This window comes from Streptomyces sp. NPDC007917 (genome assembly GCF_042959105.1).
Lineage (GTDB): Bacteria > Actinomycetota > Actinomycetes > Streptomycetales > Streptomycetaceae > Streptomyces.
Genome location: NZ_JBIBKK010000010.1, coordinates 98,619 through 123,783, shown reverse-complemented (window position 1 = coordinate 123,783; position 25,165 = coordinate 98,619). Strand labels below are relative to the sequence as shown.

General features: G+C 72.2%; 23 protein-coding genes. 10 read left to right on the top strand and 13 right to left on the bottom strand.

From position 1 onward, the window contains the following. The first annotated feature begins 294 nt into the window (after window positions 1-294). Genes ACFZDL_RS21715 through ACFZDL_RS21690 form a run of 6 tightly spaced genes read left to right on the top strand, consistent with a single transcriptional unit; the run spans window position 295 to window position 4,160 of the window. Entirely contained in the window at window positions 295-768 is a 474-nt protein-coding gene (locus ACFZDL_RS21715; protein WP_353594050.1) for an ATP-binding protein, read from the top strand. Then, the gene (locus ACFZDL_RS21710) at window positions 765-1,781 is read left to right on the top strand and encodes a radical SAM protein (RefSeq protein WP_353594051.1); all 1,017 of its coding nucleotides are present in this window, start codon (window positions 765-767) and stop codon (window positions 1,779-1,781) included. The genes ACFZDL_RS21715 and ACFZDL_RS21710 overlap by 4 nt, the downstream gene beginning before the upstream one ends. Continuing rightward, on the top strand, window positions 1,778-2,416 hold the full coding sequence (locus ACFZDL_RS21705; RefSeq protein WP_353594052.1) for a thymidylate kinase: 639 nt from the start codon (window positions 1,778-1,780) through the stop codon (window positions 2,414-2,416). Before ACFZDL_RS21710 ends, ACFZDL_RS21705 begins: the two co-directional genes overlap by 4 nt. Further along, complete coding sequence (locus tag ACFZDL_RS21700) at window positions 2,409-2,906, top strand: hypothetical protein (protein ID WP_353594053.1); 498 nt, start codon at window positions 2,409-2,411, stop codon at window positions 2,904-2,906. The genes ACFZDL_RS21705 and ACFZDL_RS21700 overlap by 8 nt, the downstream gene beginning before the upstream one ends. Beyond that, window positions 2,903-3,697 (top strand): STM4013/SEN3800 family hydrolase, encoded by a 795-nt coding sequence (locus ACFZDL_RS21695; RefSeq protein ID WP_353594054.1) that lies wholly within the window; start codon window positions 2,903-2,905, stop codon window positions 3,695-3,697. Before ACFZDL_RS21700 ends, ACFZDL_RS21695 begins: the two co-directional genes overlap by 4 nt. 19 nt (window positions 3,698-3,716) lie before the next feature. Continuing rightward, on the top strand, window positions 3,717-4,160 hold the full coding sequence (locus ACFZDL_RS21690; RefSeq protein ID WP_353594055.1) for an NUDIX hydrolase: 444 nt from the start codon (window positions 3,717-3,719) through the stop codon (window positions 4,158-4,160). Window positions 4,161-4,211: 51 nt separating this feature from the next. Here the strand turns inward: ACFZDL_RS21690 and ACFZDL_RS21685 are convergent, their stop codons facing one another. Both ACFZDL_RS21685 and ACFZDL_RS21680 read right to left on the bottom strand, forming a co-directional pair. Next, window positions 4,212-5,096 carry a fructosamine kinase family protein gene (locus ACFZDL_RS21685; protein WP_353594056.1) on the bottom strand — a complete coding sequence of 295 codons (885 nt, stop codon included), beginning with the start codon at window positions 5,094-5,096 and terminating at the stop codon, window positions 4,212-4,214. Continuing rightward, on the bottom strand, window positions 5,096-6,205 hold the full coding sequence (locus ACFZDL_RS21680; protein WP_353594057.1) for an alkene reductase: 1,110 nt from the start codon (window positions 6,203-6,205) through the stop codon (window positions 5,096-5,098). Before ACFZDL_RS21680 ends, ACFZDL_RS21685 begins: the two co-directional genes overlap by 1 nt. A gap of 61 nt (window positions 6,206-6,266) precedes the next feature. On the opposite strand from ACFZDL_RS21680, the gene ACFZDL_RS21675 reads away from it, so the two are divergent. Beyond that, window positions 6,267-6,710, top strand: coding sequence for a MerR family transcriptional regulator (locus ACFZDL_RS21675; protein ID WP_353594058.1), 444 nt, complete (start codon window positions 6,267-6,269; stop codon window positions 6,708-6,710). Here ACFZDL_RS21675 and ACFZDL_RS21670 read toward each other — a convergent pair. Both ACFZDL_RS21670 and ACFZDL_RS21665 read right to left on the bottom strand, forming a co-directional pair. After that, the gene (locus ACFZDL_RS21670; protein WP_353594059.1) at window positions 6,634-8,181 is read right to left on the bottom strand and encodes a substrate-binding domain-containing protein; all 1,548 of its coding nucleotides are present in this window, start codon (window positions 8,179-8,181) and stop codon (window positions 6,634-6,636) included. The genes ACFZDL_RS21675 and ACFZDL_RS21670 overlap by 77 nt on opposite strands. Before the next feature lie 113 nt (window positions 8,182-8,294). Then, window positions 8,295-8,954, bottom strand: a complete 660-nt coding sequence (locus ACFZDL_RS21665) for an SDR family NAD(P)-dependent oxidoreductase (protein WP_353594060.1) — start codon at window positions 8,952-8,954, stop codon at window positions 8,295-8,297. 246 nt (window positions 8,955-9,200) lie between these two features. Here ACFZDL_RS21665 and ACFZDL_RS21660 point away from each other — a divergent pair, with 246 nt between their 5' ends. After that, entirely contained in the window at window positions 9,201-10,349 is a 1,149-nt protein-coding gene (locus tag ACFZDL_RS21660; protein WP_353594061.1) for a serine hydrolase domain-containing protein, read from the top strand. 11 nt (window positions 10,350-10,360) lie between these two features. Further along, window positions 10,361-11,005, top strand: coding sequence for a class I SAM-dependent methyltransferase (locus tag ACFZDL_RS21655; RefSeq protein WP_353594062.1), 645 nt, complete (start codon window positions 10,361-10,363; stop codon window positions 11,003-11,005). Window positions 11,006-11,032: 27 nt separating this feature from the next. On the opposite strand, the gene ACFZDL_RS21650 is transcribed toward ACFZDL_RS21655, so the two are convergent. From ACFZDL_RS21650 to ACFZDL_RS21610, 9 genes are all read right to left on the bottom strand, one after another. Then, window positions 11,033-11,857, bottom strand: coding sequence for an endonuclease/exonuclease/phosphatase family protein (locus tag ACFZDL_RS21650; RefSeq protein WP_353594063.1), 825 nt, complete (start codon window positions 11,855-11,857; stop codon window positions 11,033-11,035). Between the two features lie 50 nt (window positions 11,858-11,907). Then, window positions 11,908-12,627 carry a dual specificity protein phosphatase family protein gene (locus ACFZDL_RS21645; protein ID WP_353594064.1) on the bottom strand — a complete coding sequence of 240 codons (720 nt, stop codon included), beginning with the start codon at window positions 12,625-12,627 and terminating at the stop codon, window positions 11,908-11,910. 202 nt (window positions 12,628-12,829) lie between these two features. After that, window positions 12,830-13,891 (bottom strand): hypothetical protein, encoded by a 1,062-nt coding sequence (locus ACFZDL_RS21640; protein WP_353594065.1) that lies wholly within the window; start codon window positions 13,889-13,891, stop codon window positions 12,830-12,832. Beyond that, window positions 13,888-16,269 (bottom strand): PEP/pyruvate-binding domain-containing protein, encoded by a 2,382-nt coding sequence (locus ACFZDL_RS21635; RefSeq protein ID WP_353594066.1) that lies wholly within the window; start codon window positions 16,267-16,269, stop codon window positions 13,888-13,890. The genes ACFZDL_RS21640 and ACFZDL_RS21635 overlap by 4 nt, the downstream gene beginning before the upstream one ends. A gap of 509 nt (window positions 16,270-16,778) precedes the next feature. Continuing rightward, on the bottom strand, window positions 16,779-17,183 hold the full coding sequence (rbsD, locus tag ACFZDL_RS21630; protein WP_353594067.1) for a D-ribose pyranase: 405 nt from the start codon (window positions 17,181-17,183) through the stop codon (window positions 16,779-16,781). Next, complete coding sequence (gene rbsK, locus ACFZDL_RS21625; protein ID WP_353594068.1) at window positions 17,180-18,100, bottom strand: ribokinase; 921 nt, start codon at window positions 18,098-18,100, stop codon at window positions 17,180-17,182. The genes rbsD and rbsK overlap by 4 nt, the downstream gene beginning before the upstream one ends. A gap of 84 nt (window positions 18,101-18,184) precedes the next feature. Then, complete coding sequence (locus ACFZDL_RS21620) at window positions 18,185-20,143, bottom strand: substrate-binding domain-containing protein (RefSeq protein WP_353594069.1); 1,959 nt, start codon at window positions 20,141-20,143, stop codon at window positions 18,185-18,187. Beyond that, complete coding sequence (locus ACFZDL_RS21615) at window positions 20,133-21,725, bottom strand: ATP-binding cassette domain-containing protein (RefSeq protein ID WP_391191911.1); 1,593 nt, start codon at window positions 21,723-21,725, stop codon at window positions 20,133-20,135. The genes ACFZDL_RS21620 and ACFZDL_RS21615 overlap by 11 nt, the downstream gene beginning before the upstream one ends. Beyond that, window positions 21,722-22,729, bottom strand: a complete 1,008-nt coding sequence (locus ACFZDL_RS21610; protein ID WP_353594070.1) for a LacI family DNA-binding transcriptional regulator — start codon at window positions 22,727-22,729, stop codon at window positions 21,722-21,724. Before ACFZDL_RS21610 ends, ACFZDL_RS21615 begins: the two co-directional genes overlap by 4 nt. Before the next feature lie 182 nt (window positions 22,730-22,911). Between ACFZDL_RS21610 and ACFZDL_RS21605 the strand changes: the two genes are divergently transcribed. Further along, entirely contained in the window at window positions 22,912-25,122 is a 2,211-nt protein-coding gene (locus ACFZDL_RS21605; RefSeq protein WP_353594071.1) for an ATP-dependent RecD-like DNA helicase, read from the top strand. Window positions 25,123-25,165 lie beyond the last annotated feature (43 nt).

Here is a 25,165-nt window from a genome sequence, read left to right as displayed (position 1 = left end):
CCTTCGCCTTGCTCACGGCCTGGGCAAAGGAGTTGGAGCTGTGGCCGTGAGCCTCCATCCACTCCGCTAACGCTGTGTTACGTGTGGTGCTCATAAACGCACGGTAGCGGATGCGGCACCCACCGTCAGGCAAAGGGAAGGTCAAGTCCACCTAGGAGCTGCTGGCGGGAGCCTGGGCTGTCTCCTAACCCCCCTGCGCCTGGCGCCGGTTAAGTGGTCGTACGTCCCCGGACCGCGCCTCATTCCCCGGTAGGCACGGTCCGGGGCACCGCCCCCTGACCATGGCGAGACGGCATGAAGATGACGATCAGGCCCCGCACGACGGGGCACCCCGGCTACTCCGAAACCCACCCCCGCACCGAGCTGACAGCGCCCCTGGCCCGCAAACTCGTCGGCAACGCATGCGCCACATGGGGCCTGACTGAAGAGGCGACGCAGGCCGCAGCTCTGGTGATGGCCGAACTCGTCTCCAACGCCGTACGGCACGCCTGGGGCGCCCGCGTCCGGGTCATCGTGGACCGGCCGGCCGATGACCGCGTGTACGTCGCGGTCGTCGACCGCGCCCCGCACCGCACACCCGAGATGCGTACGCCGGACGGCGGGGCCGAGCACGGTCGCGGGCTGCTCCTGGTCGACATGCTCAGCGACCGGTGGGGCTATGACGTGCTCGGACCGGCGGGGCGCCCATGGGGGAAACGGTGCTGGGCCGAACTGAAATCGGCTGCCCCGGAGAACCACGACGCGCCCTGCGAAAGGAGCAGGTCTTGACCGTTCCGCTCCCGACAACCGACGTGGACTGGACCGCGCTGCGGAACTTCGCCATGCTGCGTGGCCAGCTCAGAGTCTCCCTGACCCCGAAGTGCAACGAGAAGTGCTGGTTCTGCCACAACGAGGGGGACGTCCCGCCGCCCTTCACGCACCTGCACCGTGATGCGCGTCCCCGCGAGCGTGAGATGGCTGCCGAGGACTTCCTGAACGTCCTGGGCGACCTGATGGACGCGGGGCTCAAGCGGGTGTACTTCACCGGTGGGGAGCCCCTCATGTCGCCCCTGGCCCGGCCGGTACTGACCCGGCTTCCGGAGCGCGGCCCGGACGCGACCTACACCCTGATCACGAACGGAACGCTGGTGCGAACGCACCAGGAGTGGCTTTCCACGACCGCCCTGGACAAGGTGAAGGTCTCCCTTCACTACTTCTCGGACGCGTCGCTGAAGGCCATCGCGAACACCCGCATCGGCATCACGACCATCCTCGACGGCATCGAGGCGGCCCGCCAAATGTTCGAGCGGGTGGAGCTGAACACGCTGGTTCAGCGCGAGAACGAACACGAGTTGCACGACATCTTGGCCTTCGCTCTCGACCGGCGCATGCCCGTCCAGTTCATCGAGCTGGTGGACACCGACTTCAACGCCGACCGGAAGAGCTCAGCGATCGGCGCCCAGGGCATCATCGACCACCTTCGCACCCTGACGAGCGACGAGGAGATCGAAGTCTCCGGGGTTGGGCAAGGGCGGCGGATCTTCCGCATAGACGGTATCGAGATCGACGTCATTCATCGCGCACTCGGGCGCCATCACGTCGGCCAGTGCGGCACCTGCCCGGTCAAGCCCAAGTGCGTTGAAGGGTTCTGGTCCCTGCGCGTCGACCACGCCGGCGGAATCCAGCCCTGCCTTCTGCGGGACGACCTCCGGATGGACATCCGGCCCCTGCTGGGCGATCCGAAGGCGATCCCCGCGGCCGTCGCCCGGCACGTCTCCGCCTTCACCGAGGGCACGCTGTGAGCGCCCCGCGCGACCCATACGCGCCCGAGGCAGGCGAAGTTCGCCGAGGGCCGTTCCTGGTCCTGGAAGGCGTCTCGGGGGTCGGGAAGTCGACGCTCGCCCGCCTGCTGGCCGAGCGGCTCGGCGCCACGGCGATCCACACCCTCGCCGATCCGCACACCGCCTGGTCCGACACGGTCAACCGGGTGCTTCGGCCGCTGCCGCAGTTTGCCTTCTACCTCTCCGGTCTCCTGCACGTCTCCGACGTCGTACGGCAGGCCCTCAACACGCGGCCGGTGGTCGCCGACCGGTACGCCTCCTCGGTCATAACCTGCCACGCGGCCGTCAACCAAGTCGGCCTGGACCAGGTACGCGGGCTGATCACGCCGTTCCTGCCCTACCTCACGGCGCCGGACGCCACCTTCTACCTGATCGGCTCCGACAGCGCGTTGAAGGAGCGGATGGGGACGAAGACGGACGTGAAGCAGGACGACACCGACCTGTTCGACGTCCCCGGCCGCCTTGGCCGGCTCCGGGAGAACTTCCTGTCCGTTGCTGAGACCGATCCGAGCGCGGTCATGATCCGGACCGACGACCGCAGCCCGGACGACTTGGCCGACGTCGTCGTCGAGCACCTGGAGAGCAGGCGTGCTTAACCCGATCGACACCGACACCATCATCTGTGACGGCCGCGTCGCCGGCGCGTTCCCGGGCGAGATCCACGAGGGTGTGGCCTGGTGGGTCGCCGCCTGCTTCGTCGTGGTGAGCCGGGCTCGGCAGATGGCCGTGGCCCACGACGGCCACAGCGCCACGATCGAGTTCCACCGGCGATTCTGTCGGGGCGCCATCAACGCCGAGCACTTCGGCTGCCAGGTCTCCAGCCTCGGCACGGCCGATGAAGCCCACCTCCTGAACGCCATGAGGGAACTCGGGGACGTCCCTGGCGCCCTGCTGACCACGACCGACCACGGCGGACGGCAGTCCATCACCATCCGTCTCTACGGCGCGAACGGCCAGCCGGTCACCGAGGACACCGGCTTGGCCAGGCTGCGGCAGATGATCGCCTCCGACCGGGTTCCCATCCCGGTGAACGACCAGGCCAAGGGCCACATCACCGAACGCCGAGACCTGGCGGGCGCGCTGTGATCGACGCGGCCGAGATCATCCGAAGCGAGACCAGCATCCTGTTCGTCACTCTGGACTCCCTGCGCTACGACGTCGCCCGCGCGGCCCTGCACGCGGGTCGGACACCGCGCCTGGCGAAGATCCTCCCCGGCGGGGTGTGGGAGGAGCGCCGCACTCCCGGCACCTTCACGCTGCCCGCGCACATGGCGTTCTTCTCCGGCTTCCTACCCAAGCTCCCGCAGCCCGTACAGCCTCCCCGGCTGTGGGAGTGCCGTCCGCCCGCGTTCAAGACAGTCGATGCGGGCACGTTCGTCTTCGACGCGCCGAACCTCCTCGCCGGGCTCGCGCAGCATGGCTACCGCACCGTGTGCATCGGCGGCGTGACCTATTTTTCAAGGGAGACCCCGCTCGGGTCGGTGCTGCCCGACATGTTCCACGAGGACCACTGGCGACCGGAGTTCTGCTCCCCGGAACCGGACTCCGCACGCCACCAGGTTGACCACGCGTTGGCTGTCGCCGAGCAGTACGTTCACCGGCCACTGATGCTGTTCGTCAACATCTCCGCCACCCACGTCCCCCACGGCCACTACAACGGCGACAGCTCCGACTCCTGGCTGTCGCAGGCCGCCGCGCTCGCGTACGCGGACGAACACCTCGGCCGCCTGGTCGACGGGCTCACCAGTAAGAAGAGATGGCTGATCATCATGTGCGCCGACCACGGCGACGCCTTCGGCGAGGACGGCTACCACGGCCGTGGCATTGCTCATCCCACGGTGCTGAACGTTCCGTTCGCGGCCTGGCTGCCAACGTAGGCGGATACGCTCCGGGGCCATGACCGCAGCATCCGACCCGGGGGCGCGGTGCGACGCCTCCGTCATCGTGGCCCGTGACACCCACGGCATGGTGGCCGTCCTGACCGCCGAATTCCCACAGCATGGCAGCGAGTACCTGTTCCTGCCCGGGGGCCGCCGGGAGCCCGGCGAGACACCGGAAGACTGCGCGCGGCGCGAGCTGCGCGAGGAAGCCGGTGTCACCGCCGAGACCTGGCGCTCCTTGGGCTCGTACGCCATCACCCTCGACTCCACTGCCCGAATCCACCTGTTCCTGGCCGAAGGCCTCACCCTGGGGCCGCAGCAACTCACTTCCAGCGAGGAGAACTTCAAACTCATGTGGTGGCCCTTGGCCGACGCGATCCAGGCCGCCACCGAGGGGCGCTTCCTGCTACAGGCAGGCCCCTTGGCGCTGCTGCTTGCCCAGCAGGTCACCGCAGCCTGACAGAAGCTGCTCCCTACCCACAGAGCCGGTTGTATGGGAGCTGAGGGCAGGTCAGGCCGCGAGGGCCGACCGGGCCGCTGTGAGGGCCTGTTCGGCGTAGCCGCGGCCGAAGAGGACCGCGTGGACCAGCAGCGGGAAGAGCTGGTGCAGGGCGATGCGGTCCGTCCAGCCGGCGGCGAGTGGGGCCGCTTCCTGGTAGGCGGCCAGCACGTGGTCCAGATGAGGGCAGCCGAAGAGGTGGAGCATGGCCAGGTCGGTCTCGCGGTGGCCGCCATGGGCGGCCGGGTCGATCAGCCAGGTCTGGCCGTCGGCGCCCCACAGGACGTTGCCGTTCCACAGGTCGCCGTGGAGCCGGGCGGGCGGCTCGGTGGGGCCGGACAGGTCGGGGAGGAGCTCGCAGACGCGTTCGACGAGGGCGGCCTCGGTGGGGCGCATCGTGCCCTCGTCCACCGCGCGGCGCAGATACGGCAGCACGCGGTGCTCGGCGTACCAGAGGGGCCAGTCGGTGCCGGGGACGTTGCGCATCGGGGCGAGGCCGATGTACGCGTCCTGGAGCCCGCCGGGCGGCGGGGCGCCGAACGCGGGGGCGCCGGCGGTGTGGAGGGCGGCCAGGTCGCGGCCGAACCGGGTCGCGGCGCGGGCGCTGGGCGGGCCGGTGGGGATGTGTTCGGTCACCAGCCAGTGCGGGTCGTGGCCGTGCACCGCCGGGACGCGGACCGTACCGGCCTCGGCCAGCCAGCGCAGCCCCGCGGCCTCGGCCTGGGCGGCGCCGGGGTCGCTGCCGCGCTTGACCATGACCACCTGCCCGCCGTCGAGCACGACTTCGGCGAGCGTTCCCGACAGCGGGCGCCGGCCGGTCACCGGGCGGCCGGTGAGGCGGGCCGCCGCGGCTCCCGGGTCTTCGTCGTCCGCGGACGCCGTAGGAGGCATGGTCATCAGCGTACGGCGTCGAGGGCGGGGTAGTCGGTGTAGCCGGTGGGGCCGCCCACGTACATCATGTACCGGTCGCGGACCGGGTTCACGGGCGCGCCCGTGCGCAGCCGTTCGACCAGGTCGGGGTTGGCGAGGAAGGGCCGGCCGAGGGCGATGAGATCGGCCCCCGAGGCCAGGAGCCGCTCCGCCGCCTGCCGTCCGCCGTCGGCGGGGATCTGCTCCTTGGGCAGGACCGGGTTGCCGATCAGGGTGCCGGGCCAGTCCGCGCGGAGGCGCTGGAAGAGGGGCCGGTCGGGGTCGGCGAAGACGATGTGCAGGTAGGCCAGGCCGCGGTCGGCCACGCGGGCGAGGAGCGCCGGGTAGAGCACGTCGGCGTCGGTGTCGGCGATGCCGTTGACGGTGGTGGTGCCCGGCGAGATGCGCAGGCCGACCCGCTCGGGGCCGATCGCCTCGGCGACGGCCTCGACGACCTCGACCACGAACCGGACGCGGTTGTCCACGCTGCCGCCGTACGCGTCACCGCGCCGGTTGGTGTTGGGGGCGAGGAACTGGTGGAGGAGGTGGCCGTTGGCGCTGTGCACCTCGACCCCGGCGAACCCCGCGTCGAGCGCGCGCCGGGCCGCAGTGGCGAAGTCGCCGACGGTGGTCCGGATGTCGTCGAGCGTCATCTCGCGGGGGGTGACCGAGTCCTTGCGGCCGGTGGGGGTGTGGATCGTCTCCGGCAGCGGGATCGGGGACGGGGCGACGGGGGTCAGCCCGCTGGTGTCGGGGTGGCCGACCCGGCCGCCGTGCTGGATCTGGAGGAACATCGGGCCGCCTCCCGCGGCGGCCACCGCCTCGGTGACCCGCCGCCAGCCGGCCACATGGGCGTCGGTGTGGATGGCGGTGATGTTGGGGTAGGTCTGGCCGACCGCGTTGGGGGTGGAGGCCTCGGCGATGATCAGCCCCGCGGAGGCGCGCTGGGCGTAGTACTCGGCCATGAGCGGTGTGGGGCTGCCGTCGGCGGCGGCCCGGTTGCGCGTCAGCGGCGCCATGACCAGGCGGTTCGGCAGGTCGAGGGGGCCGAGGCGGGTGGGGGTGAAGAGGCGGGATGTGGTCGCTGTGTTCGTCATGCGGGTAACGTAGAACTTGCCATTGATGTCAGATTCAAGCCCGCCCGGTGTGAGGTGCGTCATGCGGATCGGTGAGTTGGCCCGGCGTACGGGCGTGAGCGAGAGGTCGCTGCGCTACTACGAGCAGCAGGGGTTGCTGATGGCGCGCCGGACGCCCGGCGGCCACCGCGAGTACGGGGAGGGCGCCGTCGACCGGGTGCTGCGTATCCAGGAGTTGTACGCCGCGGGGCTGTCCAGCTCCCGGATCGCGCAGTTGCTCCCGTGCATGAGGGACGCGGACGGCGGCCCGTCCGAGATCGCCGACGACCGCCTGGTCACGGACCTCACGGCGGAGCGGGACCGCATCGACCGCATGATCCAGGACCTCCAGCGCTCGCGCGCGGTCCTGGACGAGGTGATCGACACGGCCTCGGGCCACCCCGCCCCTCTCACGCCCGGGGCGCCCGCCGGCACGCCTGCTGGTTCTCCGGGGCGGAGCACGGCAGATGACCGTGGCGCTCGATGAGGTTCCGTCCGGTGTCACCGGCCAGGAAGTCCAGGAACTTCGATGTGAGGGAGTTGGGCGGCGGGGCCCCGTAGGTGTAGGCGTACTCGGGCTCCCAGAAGGGGTACCTCCCGTCCCTGACGGTGCCGATGGACGGTTGCTGCCCGTCCAGACGCGGCAGGCGAATATCCTTCCGCTGGCCGGCGCGGTCCTTGGCCGCTTTCAGCTCGGTGTAGCCAATGGCGCCCGGAATCCGGGCCACGGCCTTCAACACCTCTTCCGTTTTGTCGAATTCGCAGCGGATGATGTGCGCATTGTCGAACTTCGGCGTCTTGCAGTCGTCGGACGTACGCGCGGGCTCGGCGGTGCTGCCCAGCACGCGCTTCTCGAACACGCCGCGGGTCCCCGACTTCCCGTCCCGGCTCACCAGCCTGACCGGAAGATCGGGCCCGCCGGGGAGCTGCTTCCAGTTGGTGATGTCGCCGGAGTAGAGCTTCCGCAGGTCCGTGATGGAGAGATTCGGCAGCCGGACCTCTTTGTTCACGACCATGGTGTAGACGGACAGCGCGATCAGATGCTCCTTGAGCTTGGGGTCCCCACTCCCTTGCCGGCCGTCGGAGAAGGAGACGTAGGCGGGGAAGCCGTCCGTTCCCTCCCCGGCGCTTCGGAGCGCGTCCGTTCCGCGGCCGCTGCCCTGGGCGTTGACGGTGATGTGGGCGGCGCCGCGGCAGTCGTCCTCGTACGCCGTGTCCAGATCGTTCATCACCGGTTCGAACGCGGTGGAGCCCACGACGGTGAGCGTCCCCTTGGCGCAGCCCTGGCGCAGCGGGGCCGGTTGCAGCAGCTGGAAGCCGATGGGCTGGAGGATCATGAGGACCACCAGGCTGCCGATGAGCCCGAGCACGCGGTTGCTCGGGCGCCGGAAGTGCTCGTTGTTCCGGATCCTGCCCTCCCTGATGCGGCCGACGACGTGGGGCTCCTTGTCGGTCCCGGCGCCGGTCAGCAACACCAGCAGCTTGAAGTGGTCGCCCTTGTTCAGCGGCACCCTCGGCAGGCAGATCTCACTGCCACGGCAGATGAGCCCCGGATTCGTCTCCGTCCCACGCTGGGGCAGGTACCGCAGCAGATCCGGGTGGCTGGGCTCGGTGACGGCCACGTCCATGACGGTGCGATGGGGGAAGATGGCGGTGAGCCCGCGGTGTTCCGTCGAGGGCGCGGTGATGTAGTCGTCGATGTCGATGCCGCGGAAGCCGTCGTTCTCGATCCGCAGCAGCACGAGCGAGGCCCCGGTGAGGTCCTCCAGCATGCTCAGCCGCTGATGTATGTGGCCGTCGTGCGGGTCGCCGTCGATGCGCGTGTCCATCTGCACGCGGTAGCCGATGCGTTTCCGCCCCGGAATCAGCCGCTCGTACGACAGCCCGCCGACCGTGACCACGACACCGAGCAGCGCCAGAAGATTCTCCGGAGCCACCAGCTCCTTCAGCCATCCCATGATCTTTTCCCCCGTCAGGTCATGAGCTCTGAGGGGGTGAATGTATGTCTCCGGGACGGATACCGGGCCGAAGTGGCCCACCTCTCATGAAGTGTTCGTCTCGCGTTCAACCGTCAAGGCGTCCGCCCGGTGTGCAGGACCTCCCGCTCCCACGCGTGCCGTGGCTGGGTGTGCAGCCGCCAGTAGTGTTCGGCGATGAGATCCGGGTCGAAGTCCGTGCCGGGGGCGACCGGGCCGTCGACGGTCACCGTGGCCACGTGCACACCGCCGGCGCCGTACTGCTGGTCCAAAAGCGTCACCAACGCCCGCACACCGGCCTTGCCGAGTGAGAGGCTGAGGTACTGCGGCTTCGGCTCCGGCATCCCGCCGGTGATGAGGAACGAACCGCTGCCGCGCTCCGCCATGGCCGGGACGGTGTGCGCGGCGGCGTTGACCGCACCGACCACGTTGACGGCCCAGGCGTCCAGGTGCGCGGACACGGACAGCTCACCGAGCGAGTCCGACTGGATGATGGCCGCGTTGTACACCACGACGTCCGGCAGCCCGAATTCCTCGATCGCGCTGTCCAGGGCGGTGCGCAGGGCGTGTTCGTCGGCGCTGTCGGCGGCCACGGAGCGTACCGGCACCCCGGTGGGGGAAAGGGCCTCAGCCGCGGCCGTCAGAGTCTTCTCGGACCGCGCCACGAGGGTGATCGGCAGATCCTCGCGTGCGAAGCGGCGGGCGACCGACTGGCCGATCCCCGGCCCCGCTCCGATGATCACTGCTCCCGGCATCATTGCTCCTTCGTCGTGGGAGATCCCCGGGAGATCCCGGCGGAGGAAGGCTAAAGCCTCGCATCAGTGTCAGGGTCAAGCGCTGAGCCCCGCCGGGGTGGACCAAGGGCCGAGCCGGGGTGATCCCTGATGGCGGCGCGGTGAATCGCCCGTAACGTCGCAAACATGACTCGCCAACACCTCCGACGACCCCGCACGCTCACCGGACTTGCCGTGGCAGCCGTCGTCGCGACGGCCCTTGCGCCCATGTCCACCGCAACCGCCCAGCAGCACCGGCCGCCGCGCCCCGCCGGCCTGGAGCGCCCGGCCACCCAGGCCGCGCTGGAGGACCTGGTCGCCAGCGGCACCCCCGGCGCCATCGCCGGAGTCGACCTCGGCCGGCGGTCCTGGCGCGGCACGGCCGGCACCGCCGATCTGGATCGGCCCCGTCCCCGCACGCCGGCGGATCACTTCCGTATCGGCAGCATCACCAAGACCTTCACCGCGGTCACGTTGTTGAAGCTCGAGGCAGAAGGGGCCCTGAGCCTGGACGACAGCGTCGAGAAGTGGCTTCCCGGAGTGTTCGTCCACAAGGACTACGACGGCCGGAGCATCACCCTTCGCCAACTCCTCAACCACACCAGCGGTGTCTCCGACATCCTCAAGGACCGGGACTTCGCCTCCCGCTACACCGGCGCGGCGTTCCTGGAGCACCGCTACGACAGCTGGACGCCGGACCGACTCGTCAAGATCGCGACCTCCCACCCGCCCGTGTTCAAGCCGGGGGAACAACAGCCGGGGGGACAACAGCCGGGGGAACAACAGTGGAGCTACTCCAGCACCAACTATCTCCTGGCGGGGATGGTCATCGAGGCCGCCACCGGGCAGAGCTACGCGGACGTGGTGGAGAGCCGGCTGCTCCGCCCGCTGCACCTCCACGAGACCGTCGTACCGGGGCACTCCCCGGCCCTGCCGGAGCCCCATGCGCGGGCTTACTCCCGTCTGTTCGTCGACTCGCCGGGGGCGAAGGTCTACGACGTCACCGAGTTCGACCCCTCCATGGCCGGGGCGGCCGGGGAGATCATCTCCACCACCCATGATCTGAACCGTTTCTTCGGCGCGCTCTTCCGCGGGCGCGTCCTCCCTCCGCGTCAGCAGGGCGAGTTGCTGACCGGCGTCGACACCGGGCGCGGATACGCGTACGGGCTGGGCGTACGGACCTACCCCCTGCCCTGCGGGACGGTGTGGGGGCAAGACGGGGACATCTTCGGATCGGTCACCTACGCCGTTTCGACGGAGGACGGCAGCCATGTGCTGTCGCTGAACACGAACGACAACTGGAACGACGACGAACCCGCCAGGAACGTGATCAAGGCGGAGTTCTGCCCCTCGTCAGCGAGTCAGGGGATGCTCTAGGGTCCTCGCCCGTGACCGAACTCTCCTCCCACCTCACCACGACAGCGCAGGCCTACGACGACATGGCCGTCCTCTACACCGAATTCGCCCGCAACTCGCTCGACTCTCGTCCGCTGGATCGCGCGCTGCTCACCGCGTTCGCCGAGATCGCGCGGACCACCGCCGCTGCCGGGCCCGTCGCCGAGCTGGGCTGCGGCCCCGGTTATCTGACCGCGCACCTGCGCGACCTGGGGCTGGATGTATTCGGCGTCGACCTGTCGCCGGTGATGATCGATATCGCCCGCGAGGCATATCCGGACCTGAGGTTCGAGGTCGGCTCCATGGACGCCCTGGACCTGGCCGACGGCGAGCTGAACGGCATCGTGTCCTGGTATTCGCTCATTCATACCCCGCCGCAGAACGTGCCCTCGTTCTTCGCCGAGTTCCGGCGGGTGCTCGCGCCCGAGGGCCACCTCCTGCTCGCGTTCTTCGAGTCGGAGGGGGACCCGGTCACGGAGTTCGACCACAAAGTGACTCCGGCCTACCGCTGGCCGGTCGACGAGCTGGCGGGGCTGGCCGGCGAGGCCGGGTTCGTCGAGGTCAGCCGGATGCTGCGGGAGCCGTGCGAGGGGGAGCGGTTCGGCCACGGGCGTCTGCTGATGCGCAAGGGCAAGTAACCGCCGGCCGTACGCGAGCCGGGCGGGCTACCAGTTGCCCGTCGCCAGATCCGCCACGACCGCCGCGTGATCGGAGGGCCAGACACCGTCGACGGGGCCGTCGCCCGCGCGGCGTACGGAGCGGACGTGGCCGAGGCCGTCGGGTCCCGGCGGGCCGACGTGGATGTAGTCGATGCGCGCGCTCGGCTCGAAGGTCCGGGCGACGTACGGGTTCGCGGCGTCCCAGGTGGCGCACGGCGCCGCCGGGTCGGCGTACTCCCAGACGTCCAGGAGGACCTGCCCGGGGACGGCCGGGGCGGTGCGGTATCCGCCGAGCAGCCGCATCTCGTCGGAGTCCGGCCAGGCGTTGTAGTCCCCGGTGACCACCGGGGGGAAGGGACCGGTGCCGCGGTGCTCGGCGATGAACCGGGCCAGGGCGGTGACCTGGGCGCAGCGGACCGCGGACTCGTGCGCGTCGGCTTTGAGGTGGGTGGTGAAGAACGGCGCGGGGTGGCCGGGGGCGTCCACCAGGGCGTACAGCGCCAGCCGCCCGTCGTCCGCGCCGCCCGCGGCCGGCAGCCGCGCCACGTCCCGCTCGACGATGGGCCAGCGGCTGAGCACCGCGTTTCCGAAGTCGATGGTCGGGTCGCCGATGCGGCGCTGCCACTTCTGGGGGGACTCGAAGGCGGCCCAGGTCCAGTGCATGCCGAGCTCCTGCGCGAGCAGGCCCGCGAGATTGACGTCGCCGTCCGCCCACACCTCCTGCAGCCCGAGCACATCGGGCCGCACCGAGCGCAGGACGGCGAGGATGGCCTCGCGGCGCCGCTCCCACGGGCCGAAACGCCACCACACGTTCCACGTCATCACGCGCATACCGCCGCTCCCGCCTTCCGGTCCCGCGTGTGATCACCTTCCCGGTGTGATCACCCCCATCTCGACCATATGCGTCGCGGGGCGTCGATCAAACGGCTGAGGGCCACGACCGGCAGCGGCGGCTGGGCCGCCCGGTCGGGGGTGAGCGTGAGCGCGTAGTAGATCTGCTCCAGGGAGGGCGGGCCGACGGCCAGATTGCGGCGCGCGGCCCCGGGGCCGGTCTCCTCGCCCGTACGGACCAGATACGCGGCGGCCATCGTGCCCGTACGGCCCACCCCCGCGCCGCAGTGGACGAACACCGGCCCCGGCGCGTGGCGGACGACGTCCAGGAAGCGGTCCACCTTGGCGGGCTCGGGCGTCTGGCCGTCCCGGACGGGGAGCCGGACCACCCGCAGCCCGGCCCGCTCCGGCAGGGCCAGCTGCCGGGCCGTCAGATCCTCGGCGCGCAGGTCGACGACGGTGGTGAAGCGCAGCCGCGCCAGCCGGCGGTAGCCCTCGGGGGAGGGGGCCGAGCCGCGCCATAATCGCCCGGCCCGGTCCACCGGCTGGAAGTGGTGGATACCGCGGACGGCGACGGTGCCCGGCGGCTCGGGGGTGCGGTCGCGTACGAGCTGGGACAGGAGCAGGATGCCGAGGGCGCCGGTGGCCCACAGCAGCAGATAGCCGGTGGCGCAGCCCGCGAGGATCCGCACGGCGGTGCGGCGCGGGCCGCGGCGGGGGGTGGTCTTGGCGGACGGGGGCGTGACCTGGGGGAGGGTCGGCGCTGCCATGGGCGGGCCCGGGGGAGGTCGGGGACGGGAGGGGGAGCGGCGGCGGAGGCCGGTGGCGGAAGCCGGTGGGCGTCGGACCGGAACCGCGACCGCGACGGGAAGCGGAGGCGGAGCCGGCGGCGATGACCGGACCGACGCGCATCGTAACCCGGGGCGGCCTCCTGGCTCAGCCATCGTCACTCGGTCATCTTCCGTCACTCGCTCAGTCGTCGTCCGGATCCGTCTGCCCGATGCCGACCACCGTGAAGTGGCTGCGCTCGATCACCACGTCCTCCAGACAGCCGCGCAGCCGCAGCTGGTCGTGGGGCGTGAGCGCGGGATGCACCATGCCCGCGTACAGATGCTCGCCGAGCTCGCCCAGCGTGGCGTGGCGCAGCGGCACCGAGGTCGAGTCCCGGCAGCGCTCCCACATCTGTCGCGCCGCCAGATCCGCGCGGGCGGCCGTCGACGCGTTGCGCACCTCCAGCCGGACCAGCACCGCCGTCGCCGAGGCGCGGCTCTCGGCACGCTCCTCGCGGGTCTGGGTGAGGTCCGCCAAGACGTGGATCAGTACGGCGAGCAGCGCCGTCCCGGCCACCACCACGCCGAGCACCAGCCACGGCCGGCGGGCGGAGCGGCGGTCCAGGACGGGCAGGTCCTCCAGGTCGGGGAGCGGCGCGCCGGTCTCGGTGGTGAGGGGCGGGGCGGTGAGCGGGGCCAGCCGGCCGGCCAACCGCCGCTCGGCGCCCGGCCGGACCGTGGCCTCGGCGATCCGCTGCACCACCCATGCGAGGCCGGACAGCACGACGCCGGTGACCATGAGGACGGGGACGAACACATGGGTGCGGCCGGTGCGCGGGTCCCCCGGCTCGTCCAGCCAGGGGAAGCGCGGGCGGCGGCCCCCGGTCGCGGGGCCGTACGCCGGTCCGTCCGGTTCCCCGTACGGCCCGGCGTCCGGTTTCCCGTACGGCCCGGCGTCAGGCCCCCTGTACGGCCCGGCGTCCGGGGAACCGGACGGCGGCCGGCCGTACCCGCCGGACTGCCGCACCCGGGCCAGCACCTCGGCCTCCCGCCCGCCCGTGCCGGCCGGGGCGCGGCCGACCCGCGACTCCAGCCGGGAGAGCCGGTCGAGCACGGCGACCCCGACCAGCAGCACCTCCACGACGAGCAGCAGGACGCCGCACAGGATCGCCCGCTGCCACTGCCAGCGGTACAGGTAGACCACCAGGTAGTAACCCGCGCCGAGGGCGGCCGCGCCGCCGAAGAGATACGCGAGACGCTTCACGGCGCCACCTCCGCGCATACCTCGCCCGTCGTGCCGTCGAGGACGAGCCGTGTGCCGGGCGGGAAGCGGCGCACGGCGTCGGCGGCCCCGACGACGGTGGGCAGCCCGAACTCCCGGGCCAGCACCGCCAGATGGGACAGCGGGCTGCCGGTCTGGGCGACGAGGCCGGTGAGGGGCGGCAGCAGCGGGGCGAGCGCGGGGTCGAGGGTCCGTACGACCAGCACGGCGTCCGGCGGCCGGGGCCCGTTCCCGTCCCACGCGGTGCCCGACGCCCGGCCCCCGGAGACGCCAAGGCCCGCGCCGTCCGCGCCTCGTCGCGCGCGGGGGCCCACCGCGCGCTCGGGGACGACCGTCCCGTCGGCCGCCAGCCGGAAGGCGTCGGGCAGCGGCCCGGCGGGCGGGCGCGGCAGCCGCTCGGCCAGGTCGACGGGGAGCGGCCCGCACACGGCGGCGGCCATGAACTCCGGCCAGCGCAGCAGCGCGACGCGCCCCGGCTCGGCGAGCGCCCCTCGGGCCGCCATCCGCACCGCCGCCTCCCGCACCAGCCGCACCTGTAACTCGTGCACCCACCGGATCCGCAGCCGCAGCCCCTCCCGCACGGGCAACGCGGCCACGCCCCGCGCGGGCGCGGGCTGTGCGGCGGCCGCTGCGGCGACGCCCTGCGCGGGGACGGCGGGCGCCGCGCTGAGCGCCGCCCGGGGCGGTGCGTTGTGCGGCGCGGTGTCCGTGCGGTGTGGTGCCGGGGCGGGCGGCGGCCCGAGCGCAGGCTCGTACGGCGCGGCCTCCGCTGCCAGGCGGGGCCCGGAGCCGAGCGCCGGTGTGGCACCTCGCGCCGGTGGCACCGCGGGGCCAGGCGGCGCGTCGGTGGTGTCGCGCGGGGGCGGCGCGCCGCCGCCGGAGTCGGCTTCCGCGCCGCCCAGGGGTGTCGGCGCGGGCAGCCGCAGCGGGCGGACGAGGCTCGGCGGGACGAGGGCGAGGACCACGGGGGCGGTGGCGACGATGCCGGGGTCGGACAGGCCGCGGGCGCGGCCGTCGGTCAGGGCGGCGAGGGCTTCGGACGCGGCGGTGCCGGGGCGGTCCGTGGGGAGCAGGGCGCCCGCGAGGGCTTCCTGGGCGTGGAGGGCGACCAGGGCGGCGCGGGCCCAGCGCAGCAGATCGGTCAGCTCGGCGCGGTCGAGTTCGTGGGGCGGCGGGGTTTCGGCGAGGCGGCGGTCGACGTCGGCGAGGAGGTCGAGGGCGAGGTGCGGCAGCGTGGCCCGTAGCCGTCCGACCCGCCAGGCCGCGGAGAGTCTGCGGGCGCCGGGCAGCGGATTGAGGACGGAGCGTAAGCGGCGGCGGGGCCGCGTCGGGGCGGCGCCGAGGAGTTCCAGGTCGGCGACGGCCCGGCCGCCGACCGTGGTGACCACCGGCGCGGCGCGCAGCCGGCGGCGGGGCGCGGCGGCGCCGATGTCGAGGGCGGCGGTCAGGCCGCGCGCCATCGGCACCACCCACAGGTCCTCCTCCAGCGGCTGCAGCGCCTCGGGCAGCGTCTCGGCGACCGGGCCGGGCCCGAGGAGGCGGGCGCCGGGCGCCGGGCGGGCGGCCAGCGCGGTGACGGGGCGGCTCTGGAACAGCCACAGGCCGCCGTCCTCGTCGAAGCCGAACTCGATGTCCTGCGGGCCGCCGATCGCCTGTTCCGCACGGTGCCCCAGGCGCGCCAGCCGGTGCAGCTCGGTTCTGGTGAGCGGCCGCGCCGCCGCGGGGCCGTCCGGGCTGTCCGGGCCGTCCGGCGGTTCCGTACGCAGCAGTCTGCCGCGCCGCGTGAGGTGGTAGTCGGTGCCGGACCGCGCGCCGCCGACCAGGGCGTCGGGCCCGCCTGGTACGGCGCTGACCAGCATCCGGTCCAGCCGCGCGGTCAGTGGGTCCGCGGTGAAGAGCACGCCGCCGGCGCGGACCGCGAGCATGGGCTGGACGAGCACCGCCATGGGCGCCGCCGGGCCGGAGCGGGTACGGCGCGCGGAGTCCAGGACGGTCCGTACGGCCGCGTGGAAGGCGTCCCAGCCGCGTACGGCGAGGACGGACGCGAACTGCCCGGCCATGGAGGACTCATGGGTGTCCTCCTGCGGCGAGGAGGACCGTACGACCAGGGGGCGGGCCCCGTCGGCGGACAGCTCGCGCCACGCCTGGCGGGTGGTCAGCCCGTCGTGAGCGGGGGGTTCGTGGGCCTCGGCCCCGGGGCCGTGAAGGATCACGAAACCGGGCAGGACGGGGAGTCCCGCACGGGCCGCGCGGGCCAGATGCGCGGCCTTGGAGCCCGCGGCGGCGGGCTGCCGGGCAAGGGGGTGATCCAGTGGAACAACAGGGCCAACATGGCTCGTGTGCGTGTCGATCGTCGTCATCGGACACCCTCCCGTTCCGGCCGCCAACAGGGGGGACGCGCGGGGTGGGCCCGTTGCCTGACAGCGGGACGAAGGGCGGGGCCGCGCCCGGCCCGGTTCGCGGCCCGGAACATAAATCCCCACCTGGTGAAATATTCGCATCGGGTTGTCCTGCGGGCCAGGTCATGGACGGTTTCCGGTCACTAGAGGGGGTCGTTCCGGTCAGTGTGTGGACCCCGGCCGCGCATCACGTGACTGACGAGACGTCACGGATTGATAACTCCAGAAAATCGTGCAACCCTTCCGGCCCCATGGGGGTCGTATGTGGCGTCAGGCTTCCTGGGGAGGGTTCCGGGGGGGAATCCGGGGAATAAGAGGAAGCCTTGCGGAGGGGGAAGCGAGGGGCCCGGTCCATGGACCGGGCCCCTCGAAACATGTCCGCCCGCGCGCACCGCGCCCGCCCCCGCGTCTGTCCGTCCGTCCGCCCGCCCGCGCGCGCCCGCCCGCCCGGGTGTCGGGCAGGCCGCCGATCAGAACGGCACGCCGCAGCGCAGCAGCACGTTCGCGTACGGCCGCGCCTCCCCCGTCCGCACCACCAGCCGCGCCGTCGCCGTCCGCGCCTTCAGTTCCTCGTGCTCCACCAGTTCCAGCACCGACCCGGGGAAGAGGCCGTCCAGCAGCGCGGTCGCCGACTGGTTGTGCTCCCGCACCTCCAGGGCCGCCGTGGCCCCCTCGATCACCAGCTCGTCGAGCAGCGCTCTCAACACCTGCTCGAAGGACGGCACCCCCGCCACGAGGGCGAGGTCGACCACGGCCGGGCCGCCCGGGCCGGCGGGGATGGGCAGTCCGGCGTCGCAGACCATCACCGTGTCGGTGTGGCCCAGCTCGGCTATCGCCCCGCTCAGCTGACGGTTGAAGATCCCGGATCGCTTCATCGCGCCGCGACCTCCTCGGCCGTGGGGAAGGACTCCTGCGCGCCGTCGCGGGTCACCGCGGCCGCGCCGACCCGTACGGCGAACCGCACCGCCGTCTCGAGGTCGTCGCCGACGCCCAGGCGCCAGGCCAGCGCGCCGGTGAAGGCGTCCCCGGCGCCGGTGGTGTCCACCGCCTTGACCGGGAGGCTCGGCACCAGGACCGTACGGTCGCGGTCGGCGACGAGCGCGCCCGCGGCGCCCAGGGTCACCACCACCGAGCGGGGGCCGCGCGCCAGCAGGGCGGCGGCCCAGGCCTCGGGGGCCTCCTCCCGGCCCGCCGGGTCGTCGCCCAGCAGGAAGCGCGCCTCGTGCTCGTTGACCACCAGCGGATCGCAGACGGCCAGCACCTCGGCGGGGAGGGCGGCGGGGGGCGAGGGGTTGAGGACGACACGCGGTGCGCCCTCGCCCGCCGTACGGACCACCTCGGCGACCGTCGCGACCGTCTCCAGCGGGATCTCCAGCTGCAGCGAGACCACGCGGGCCGAGGCCAGCAGCCCGGCCGCGGCCCGTACGTCCGCGGGTGCCAGCCGGGCGTTGGCGCCGGGGGAGACCACGATGCTGTTGTCGCCCGACGGGTCCACGGTGATCAGCGCCACGCCGGTGGGGGCGCCGCCGACCAGGACGCCCGCGGTGTCCACGCCCGCGTCCCGCTGGGACTCCAGCAGCAGGCGGCCGTGTCCGTCGTCGCCGACGCGGGCCAGCAGGGCCGTACGGGCGCCCAGCCGGGCGGCGGCGACGGCCTGGTTGGCGCCCTTGCCGCCCGGGTGGACGGCGAGGTCGGACCCGAGGACGGTCTCCCCGGCCGCCGGGCGGCGTTCGACTCCGATCACCAGGTCGGCGTTGGCCGACCCTACGACCAGCAGGTCGTAGTCGGGCATCCTGCACGTCCTTTCACTAGCTATGGGAATGAGGGGCCCAGGCCGGCCCGGCCGGACCCGGGGCGGATCCGGCCGGGCCGGGGGCTACTTCGCGGCGACGACCTTCACGGGCACCTTGACCATCTGGTCGACCTTCTGCCCCTTGGCCAGCTTGATCGCGTTCTGCACGGCCATCTTGCCCAGCTCCTTGGGCTGCTGGGCGACGGTCGCCGCGAGCGTGCCGTCCTGGACCGCCTTGAGGCCGTCCGGGGTGCCGTCGAAGCCGATGACCTTGACGGACTTGCCCGCCTTGGAACCGAGCGCCTTGACCGCGCCGAGCGCCATCTCGTCGTTCTCGGCGAAGATCCCGTCGATGCCCGAGTGGGCCTGCAGCAGGTTGGTGGTCACGTCCAGGCCCTTGGTGCGGTCGAAGTCCGCGGGCTGCTTGGCGACGACCTGGATGCCCGGGTAGGCCTTCAGCCCCTCCGTGAAGCCCTGGCCGCGTTCGCGTGAGGCGGAGGTGCCGGCCGTGCCCTGGAGGACCAGGATCCGGCCCTTGCCGCCGAGCTGTTCGGCCAGCGTCTTGGCGGCGAGCTTGCCGCCCGCGATGTTGTCGGAGGCGACGAGGGTGGCGACCTTCGCCTTGTTGACGGTGCGGTCGGCGGCGAGCACGGGGATGCCGGCCTTGTTGGCCGCCCGGACGGACGGTCCCGAGGCGTCGGAGTCCACCGGGTTGATGATGATCGTCTTCACGTTCTGGCTGGTGAAGTTCTGGATCTGGTTGGCCTGCTGGGAGGCGTCGTTCTGAGCGTCGGTGACGGAGAGGCTGATGCCCTGGGCCTTGGCCTCCGCCTGCGCGCCCTGCTTCAGCTGGACGAAGAAGGGGTTGTTGAGGGTGGAGACCGACAGGGCCACCTTGATCTTGCCGCCGCTCCCGGAGGAGTCGGAGCGCCACACCGAGGCGCCGACCACGACCGCCACCACGGCCACGGCCGCGACCGCGTACTTCCCGGCCTGCGCGGGCGTCATCTTCCCGCCGGGGCCTCCGGCGGGAGCCCCGCCGGGCGCGCCCGGACGGGAGCCGGCGCGGCGGCGCGCGGTGTCGAGCAGCACGGCCAGCGCGATGACGGCGCCGATGACGACCTGCTGCCAGAAGGCGGAGACCTCCAGCAGGTTGAGCCCGTTGCGCAGGACGGCGAGGATCAGCGCGCCGATGAGCGTGCCGGACGCCTTGCCGACGCCGCCGGAGAGGCTGGCGCCGCCGATGACGACCGCGGCGATGGCGTCGAGTTCGTAGCCGACCGCCGCCTGGGGCTGCGCGGAGGACAGGCGGGAGGCGAGCACGATGCCCGCGACGGCCGCGAAGGCGCCGGACAGGGCGTAGATGGCCAGCTTCTGGCGGTTGACGCGGATGCCGGAGAGCCGGGCGGCCTCCTCGTTGCCGCCGATCGCGTACATGGCGCGGCCGACGTACGTACGGGCCAGCACGCCCGCGGTGATCAGGCCCATCACGACCATGACGATCACCGGGACCGGCAGCCAGCCGCCGATGGTGTCGCCGAGGTGCGAGACCGAGTCGGGGAAGGGGATCGGGCTGCCCTGGGAGATGACCAGGGAGAGGCCGCGGCCGACCGACAGCATGGCGAGGGTGGCGATGAACGGCGGCAGCTTGCCGAAGGAGATCAGCGCGCCGCTGACCAGGCCGCAGGCCAGGCCGGTGGCGAGCGCGAGGATCACCGCGAGCCACACCGGCAGGCCCTGGGAGGTCGCGGACCAGGCGAGCACGGTGGCGGACAGGGCGGCCACCGAGCCGACCGACAGGTCGATGCCGGCCGAGACGATGACGAAGGTGACGCCGAAGGCGAGGATCGCGGTGACCGCCGCCTGGACGCCGACGTTGAGCAGGTTGTCGGTGGTCAGGAAGTCGCCGGACAGCAGCGACATGGCTGCGAGGAGCAGCACCAGGGCGCTCAGCGCGCCGTTGTCGAGCAGCACCCGGCGCAGCACCGCCGGGCCCCCGGAGCCCGGCGGTACCGAGCCGGACTTGATCGTGTCAGTGGCCACGGGAGCCCTCTCCTTCCTTGGCGTCGTCGAGCGTTTCGACGGCCTTGACGTCTTTCACGGCCAGGGCCATCACGGCATCCTGGGTCGCTTCCTGGCGGCCCAGTTCGCCGGTGATCCGGCCCTGTGCCATGACCAGCACCCGGTCGCTCATGCCCAGCACCTCGGGGAGGTCGCTGGAGATCATCAGCACCGCGTGCCCGGAGGCGGTGAGTTCGTTGATGAGCTGGTAGATCTCGACCTTGGCGCCCACGTCGATGCCCCGGGTGGGCTCGTCGAGGATGAGCACCTTGCTGTCGGCCAGCAGCCACTTGCCGATGACGACCTTCTGCTGGTTGCCGCCGGACAGGGTCCGTACGCGCTGGTCGAGACCGGCCATGCGGACCGCCAGCTGCTCGGAGATCCGGGCCGCCGCGCGGCGCTGCCCGGCCCGGTCGACGAGCCCGGCGCGGGTGGCGGAGCGCAGGGTGACCAGGCCCAGGTTCTCCTGGACGGAGGCGTCAAGCACCAGGCCCTGGCCCTTGCGGTCCTCGGGGACGAGCCCGATGCCGGCGGCCATGGCGGCGCCGACGTCATGGCGGGGCAGCCGCTCGCCGAGGACCTCGACGGTGCCGGCGTCGTACGGATCGGCGCCGAAGACGGCCCGGACGACCTCGGTGCGGCCCGCGCCGACGAGTCCGGCGAGCCCCACCACCTCCCCGGCCCGCACCTCGAAGGCGACGTCGTGGAAGACGCCGTCGCGGGTCAGGCCCCGGACGCTGAGCAGGGGCGCCCCGGCCTCGGCGGGCCGCCGCGGGTACTGCTGCTCGATGGAGCGGCCGACCATCAGCCGGACCAGCTCGTCCTCTTCGGTGGTGGCCGGGACCTGGGTGACGCTGCGGCCGTCGCGCAGGACGGTGACGCGGTCGCCCAGGGCGGCTATCTCCTCCAGGTGGTGGGTGATGAAGACAACACCGACACCATCCGCGCGCAGGGTGCGCACGATCCGGAAGAGCTTGTCGACCTCCTCGGTGGTGAGCACCGCGGTCGGCTCGTCCATGATCAGGACGCGGGCGTCCAGGGACAGCGCCTTGGCGATCTCGACCATCTGCAGCCGGGCGATGCCCAGGTCGCGTACGCGGTCGGTGGGGGAGACGTCGACCCCGACGCGGGCCAGCAGCTCGGCGGCCTGCTCGTGCATGGTCCTGCGGTCGATCAGCCCCAGGCGGCGCGGCTGGCGGCCCAGGAAGATGTTCTCCGCGACGCTGAGGTCGGGGACGAGGTTGAACTCCTGGTAGATGGTGGCGATCCCGAGCCGTTCGGCGTCCTGGGCGCCGTGGATGCGCACCGGGGAGCCGTCGACGAGGATGCGGCCGCCGTCGGGGCGGTGGGCGCCGGAGAGCATCTTGATCAGCGTGCTCTTGCCCGCGCCGTTCTCGCCGAGGAGGACGTGCACCTCGCCGCGGCGCAGGTCGAAGTCGACGCCGTCGAGCGCGACCACGCCGGGGAAGGTCTTGCGGACGCCCTCCATGCGCAGCAGCTCGGCCGCGCCCTCCGCGCTCGGCGGCACGCCCTGCGGCGGCCGTGTGGCGCTCGGCGTGCTCATGGCTTGCTCCCTTCGGGCTCGCCGCACGAGCGGCGGATGATCAGGCGGGCGGAAAGGATCACCGAGTCGGTGGTCCGCCCCTCGACGCGGTCGACCAGCGCGCGCACGGCGGCGCGGCCGAGTTCGCCCGTCGGCTGGGCGATGGCGGTGATGGGGGGATCGGTGTGGACGAACCACGGGATGTCGTCGAACGCGGCGAGCGCCACGTCGTCGGGCACCCGCAGGCCGCGCGCCCGGATCTCGTCCATCGCGCCGAGCGCCATGAGGTTGTCCGCGGCGAAGATGACGTCGGGGGGCTCGGGCAGGTCGAGGAAGCGGGCGGTCACCCGCCGTCCGCTGTCCGCCTGGAAGTCGCCCTGACCTATGAAGCCGGCCGGCAGGCCGAGGCCGAACTCGCCCAGCGCGGACCGGAAGACCTTCACGCGCTCGCGTCCGGTGGTGGTGGCGGCCGGTCCGGCGATGATGGCGAGCCGGCGGTGGCCGAGCGCGTGCAGATGGGCCACCAGATCGCGTACGGCGCGCCGGCCGTCGGTGCGGACCACCGGCACGTCCACGCCGTTGATCCAGCGGTCGACGAAGACCATGGGGGTGCCCGAGTGGGCGGCGTCCAGCATCAGCGGGGAGCCGCCGTCGGTGGGGCTGACCAGCAGACCGTCGATGCGGCGGTCCATGAGGGTGCGTACATGGTGGTCCTGAAGGTCGGGGCGCTCGTCGGCATTCCCGATCACCACGCTGTAGCCCAGCGCGCGGGCCTCGTCCTCGACCGAGCGGGCGAGCTCGGTGAAGAACGGGTTGAGTACGTCGCTGATCACCAGCCCGAGGGTGCGGGTCTGGTCGGTGCGCAGTGAGCGGGCCACGGCGTTGGGGCGGTAGCCGAGCTCGGCGACGGCGGTGAGCACCCGGTCACGGGTGTCCGCGCGGACGGACGGATGGTCGTTGAGCACGCGGGAGACCGTTGCCACGGACACTCCCGCGTGGTGCGCCACGTCCTTGATGCTCGCCATTCCACCTCCTCGTGGAATCGATTACACGGAGGATTGGAATCGATTACACGAGCCGGGACAAGAGCCCTGGAGCGGCTGAGACCGGATCGTAATATTCCGGTCACTGGCTGCCCACCGGAGTTGTGCACAGGGTTGTGCACAGGGCCCGCGGGCGTGTCGGCGTCCGGCGGTACCGTCGGGACATGCTCAAACTCGCGGTGGTCGAAGGGGTCCTGGAGCGGATCACCTACGCCAATGAGGAGAACGGCTACACGGTCGCCCGGGTCGACACCGGCCGCGGCTCCGGCGATCTGCTCACCGTCGTCGGCTCGCTGCTGGGCGCGCAGCCCGGGGAGTCGCTGCGGATGGAGGGCCGCTGGGGCTCCCACCCGCAGTACGGCAAGCAGTTCACCGTCGAGAACTACACCACCGTGCTGCCCGCCACCGTCCAGGGCATCCGGCGCTATCTGGGCTCCGGCCTGATCAAGGGCATCGGCCCGCGCATCGCCGACCGGATCACCGAGCACTTCGGCGTCGACACCCTGGATGTCATCGAGCGTCAGCCCGAGCGGCTGATCGAGGTCCCCGGCCTCGGCCCCAAGCGCACCAAGATGATCGGCGCGGCCTGGGAGGAGCAGAAGGCCATCAAGGAGGTCATGGTCTTCCTGCAGGGCGTAGGGGTCTCCACCTCGATCGCGGTGCGGATCTACAAGAAGTACGGCGACGCCTCGATCTCGGTCGTGAAGAACGAGCCGTACCGCCTGGCCGCCGACGTGTGGGGCATCGGCTTTCTGACCGCCGACAAGATCGCCCAGTCCGTCGGCATCCCGCACGACAGCCCCGAGCGGGTCAAGGCCGGCCTGCAGTACGCGCTGTCCCAGTCGACGGACAACGGCCACTGCTTCCTCCCCGAGGAGCAACTGATCGCGGACTCGGTCAAGTTGCTCCAGGTCGACACCGGCCTGGTCATCGAGTGCCTGGCCGAGCTGGCCGACGAGGAGGGCGTGGTGCGCGAGAGCGTGCCGGGCCCGGACGGCGGCGAGCCGGTCACGGCCGTGTATCTGGTGCCCTTCCACCGCGCCGAGATCTCGCTCGCCGGCCAGGTGCTGCGGCTGCTGCGCGGCGCGGAGGACCGTATGCCCGCCTTCCAGGACGTGGACTGGGACAAGGCGCTGGCCTGGCTCGCCCGGCGCACCGGGGCCGATCTGGCCCCCGAGCAGAGCGAGGCCGTCCGGCTGGCGCTGACCGAGAAGGTCGCGGTGCTGACCGGCGGGCCGGGCTGCGGCAAGTCCTTCACGGTCCGGTCCGTGGTGGAGCTGGCGCGCGCCAAGAAGGCCAAGGTGGTGCTCGCGGCCCCCACCGGCCGGGCCGCCAAGCGGCTGGCCGAGCTGACCGGCGCCGAGGCGTCCACGGTCCACCGGCTGCTGGAGCTCAAGCCCGGCGGCGACGCGGCGTACGACCGCGACCGGCCGCTGGACGCCGACCTGGTGGTCGTGGACGAGGCGTCCATGCTCGATCTGCTGCTGGCCAACAAGCTGGTCAAGGCCGTTCCGCCGGGCGCCCATCTGCTCTTCGTCGGGGATGTGGACCAGCTGCCGAGCGTGGGCGCGGGCGAGGTGCTGCGCGATCTGCTGGCCGAGGGAAGTCCCGTCCCGGCGGTGCGGCTGACCCGGATCTTCCGTCAGGCCCAGCAGTCCGGCGTGGTGACCAACGCCCACCGGATCAACTCCGGCGTGCCGCCGATCACCCACGGCATGCCCGACTTCTTCCTGTTCGCCGAGGAGGACACCGAGGCCGCCGGGAAGCTCACGGTGGATGTGGCGGCCCGTCGGATCCCCGCCAAGTTCGGCCTCGACCCGCGCCGTGACGTGCAGGTCCTGGCCCCCATGCACCGCGGCCCGGCGGGCGCCGGGACGCTCAACGGCCTGCTCCAGCAGTCCATCACCCCCGCCCGGCCGGATCTTCCCGAGCGGCGCTTCGGCGGCCGGATCTTCCGCGTCGGCGACAAGGTGACCCAGATCCGCAACAATTATGAGAAAGGGGCCAATGGGGTCTTCAATGGCACGGTGGGCGTCGTCACCTCCCTCGACAGCGATGAGCAGCGCCTGACCGTGCTGACCGACGAGGACGAGGAGGTGGCGTACGACTTCGACGAGCTGGACGAGCTGGCCCACGCCTATGCGGTGACCATTCACCGCTCACAGGGCAGCGAGTACCCGGCCGTGGTCATCCCGGTGACCACCAGCGCCTGGATGATGCTGCAGCGCAATCTGCTCTACACGGCGGTGACCCGCGCCAAGCGCCTGGTGGTGCTCGTCGGCTCGCGCCGCGCCCTGGGGCAGGCGGTGCGCACGGTCTCGGCGGGCCAAAGGTGCACCGCGTTGGACCACCGGCTCGGCGCGTTCGGCCCATGAGCTCCCAGTCATACGTGTCAGGAGGGTTTCCGGACCGTCACGA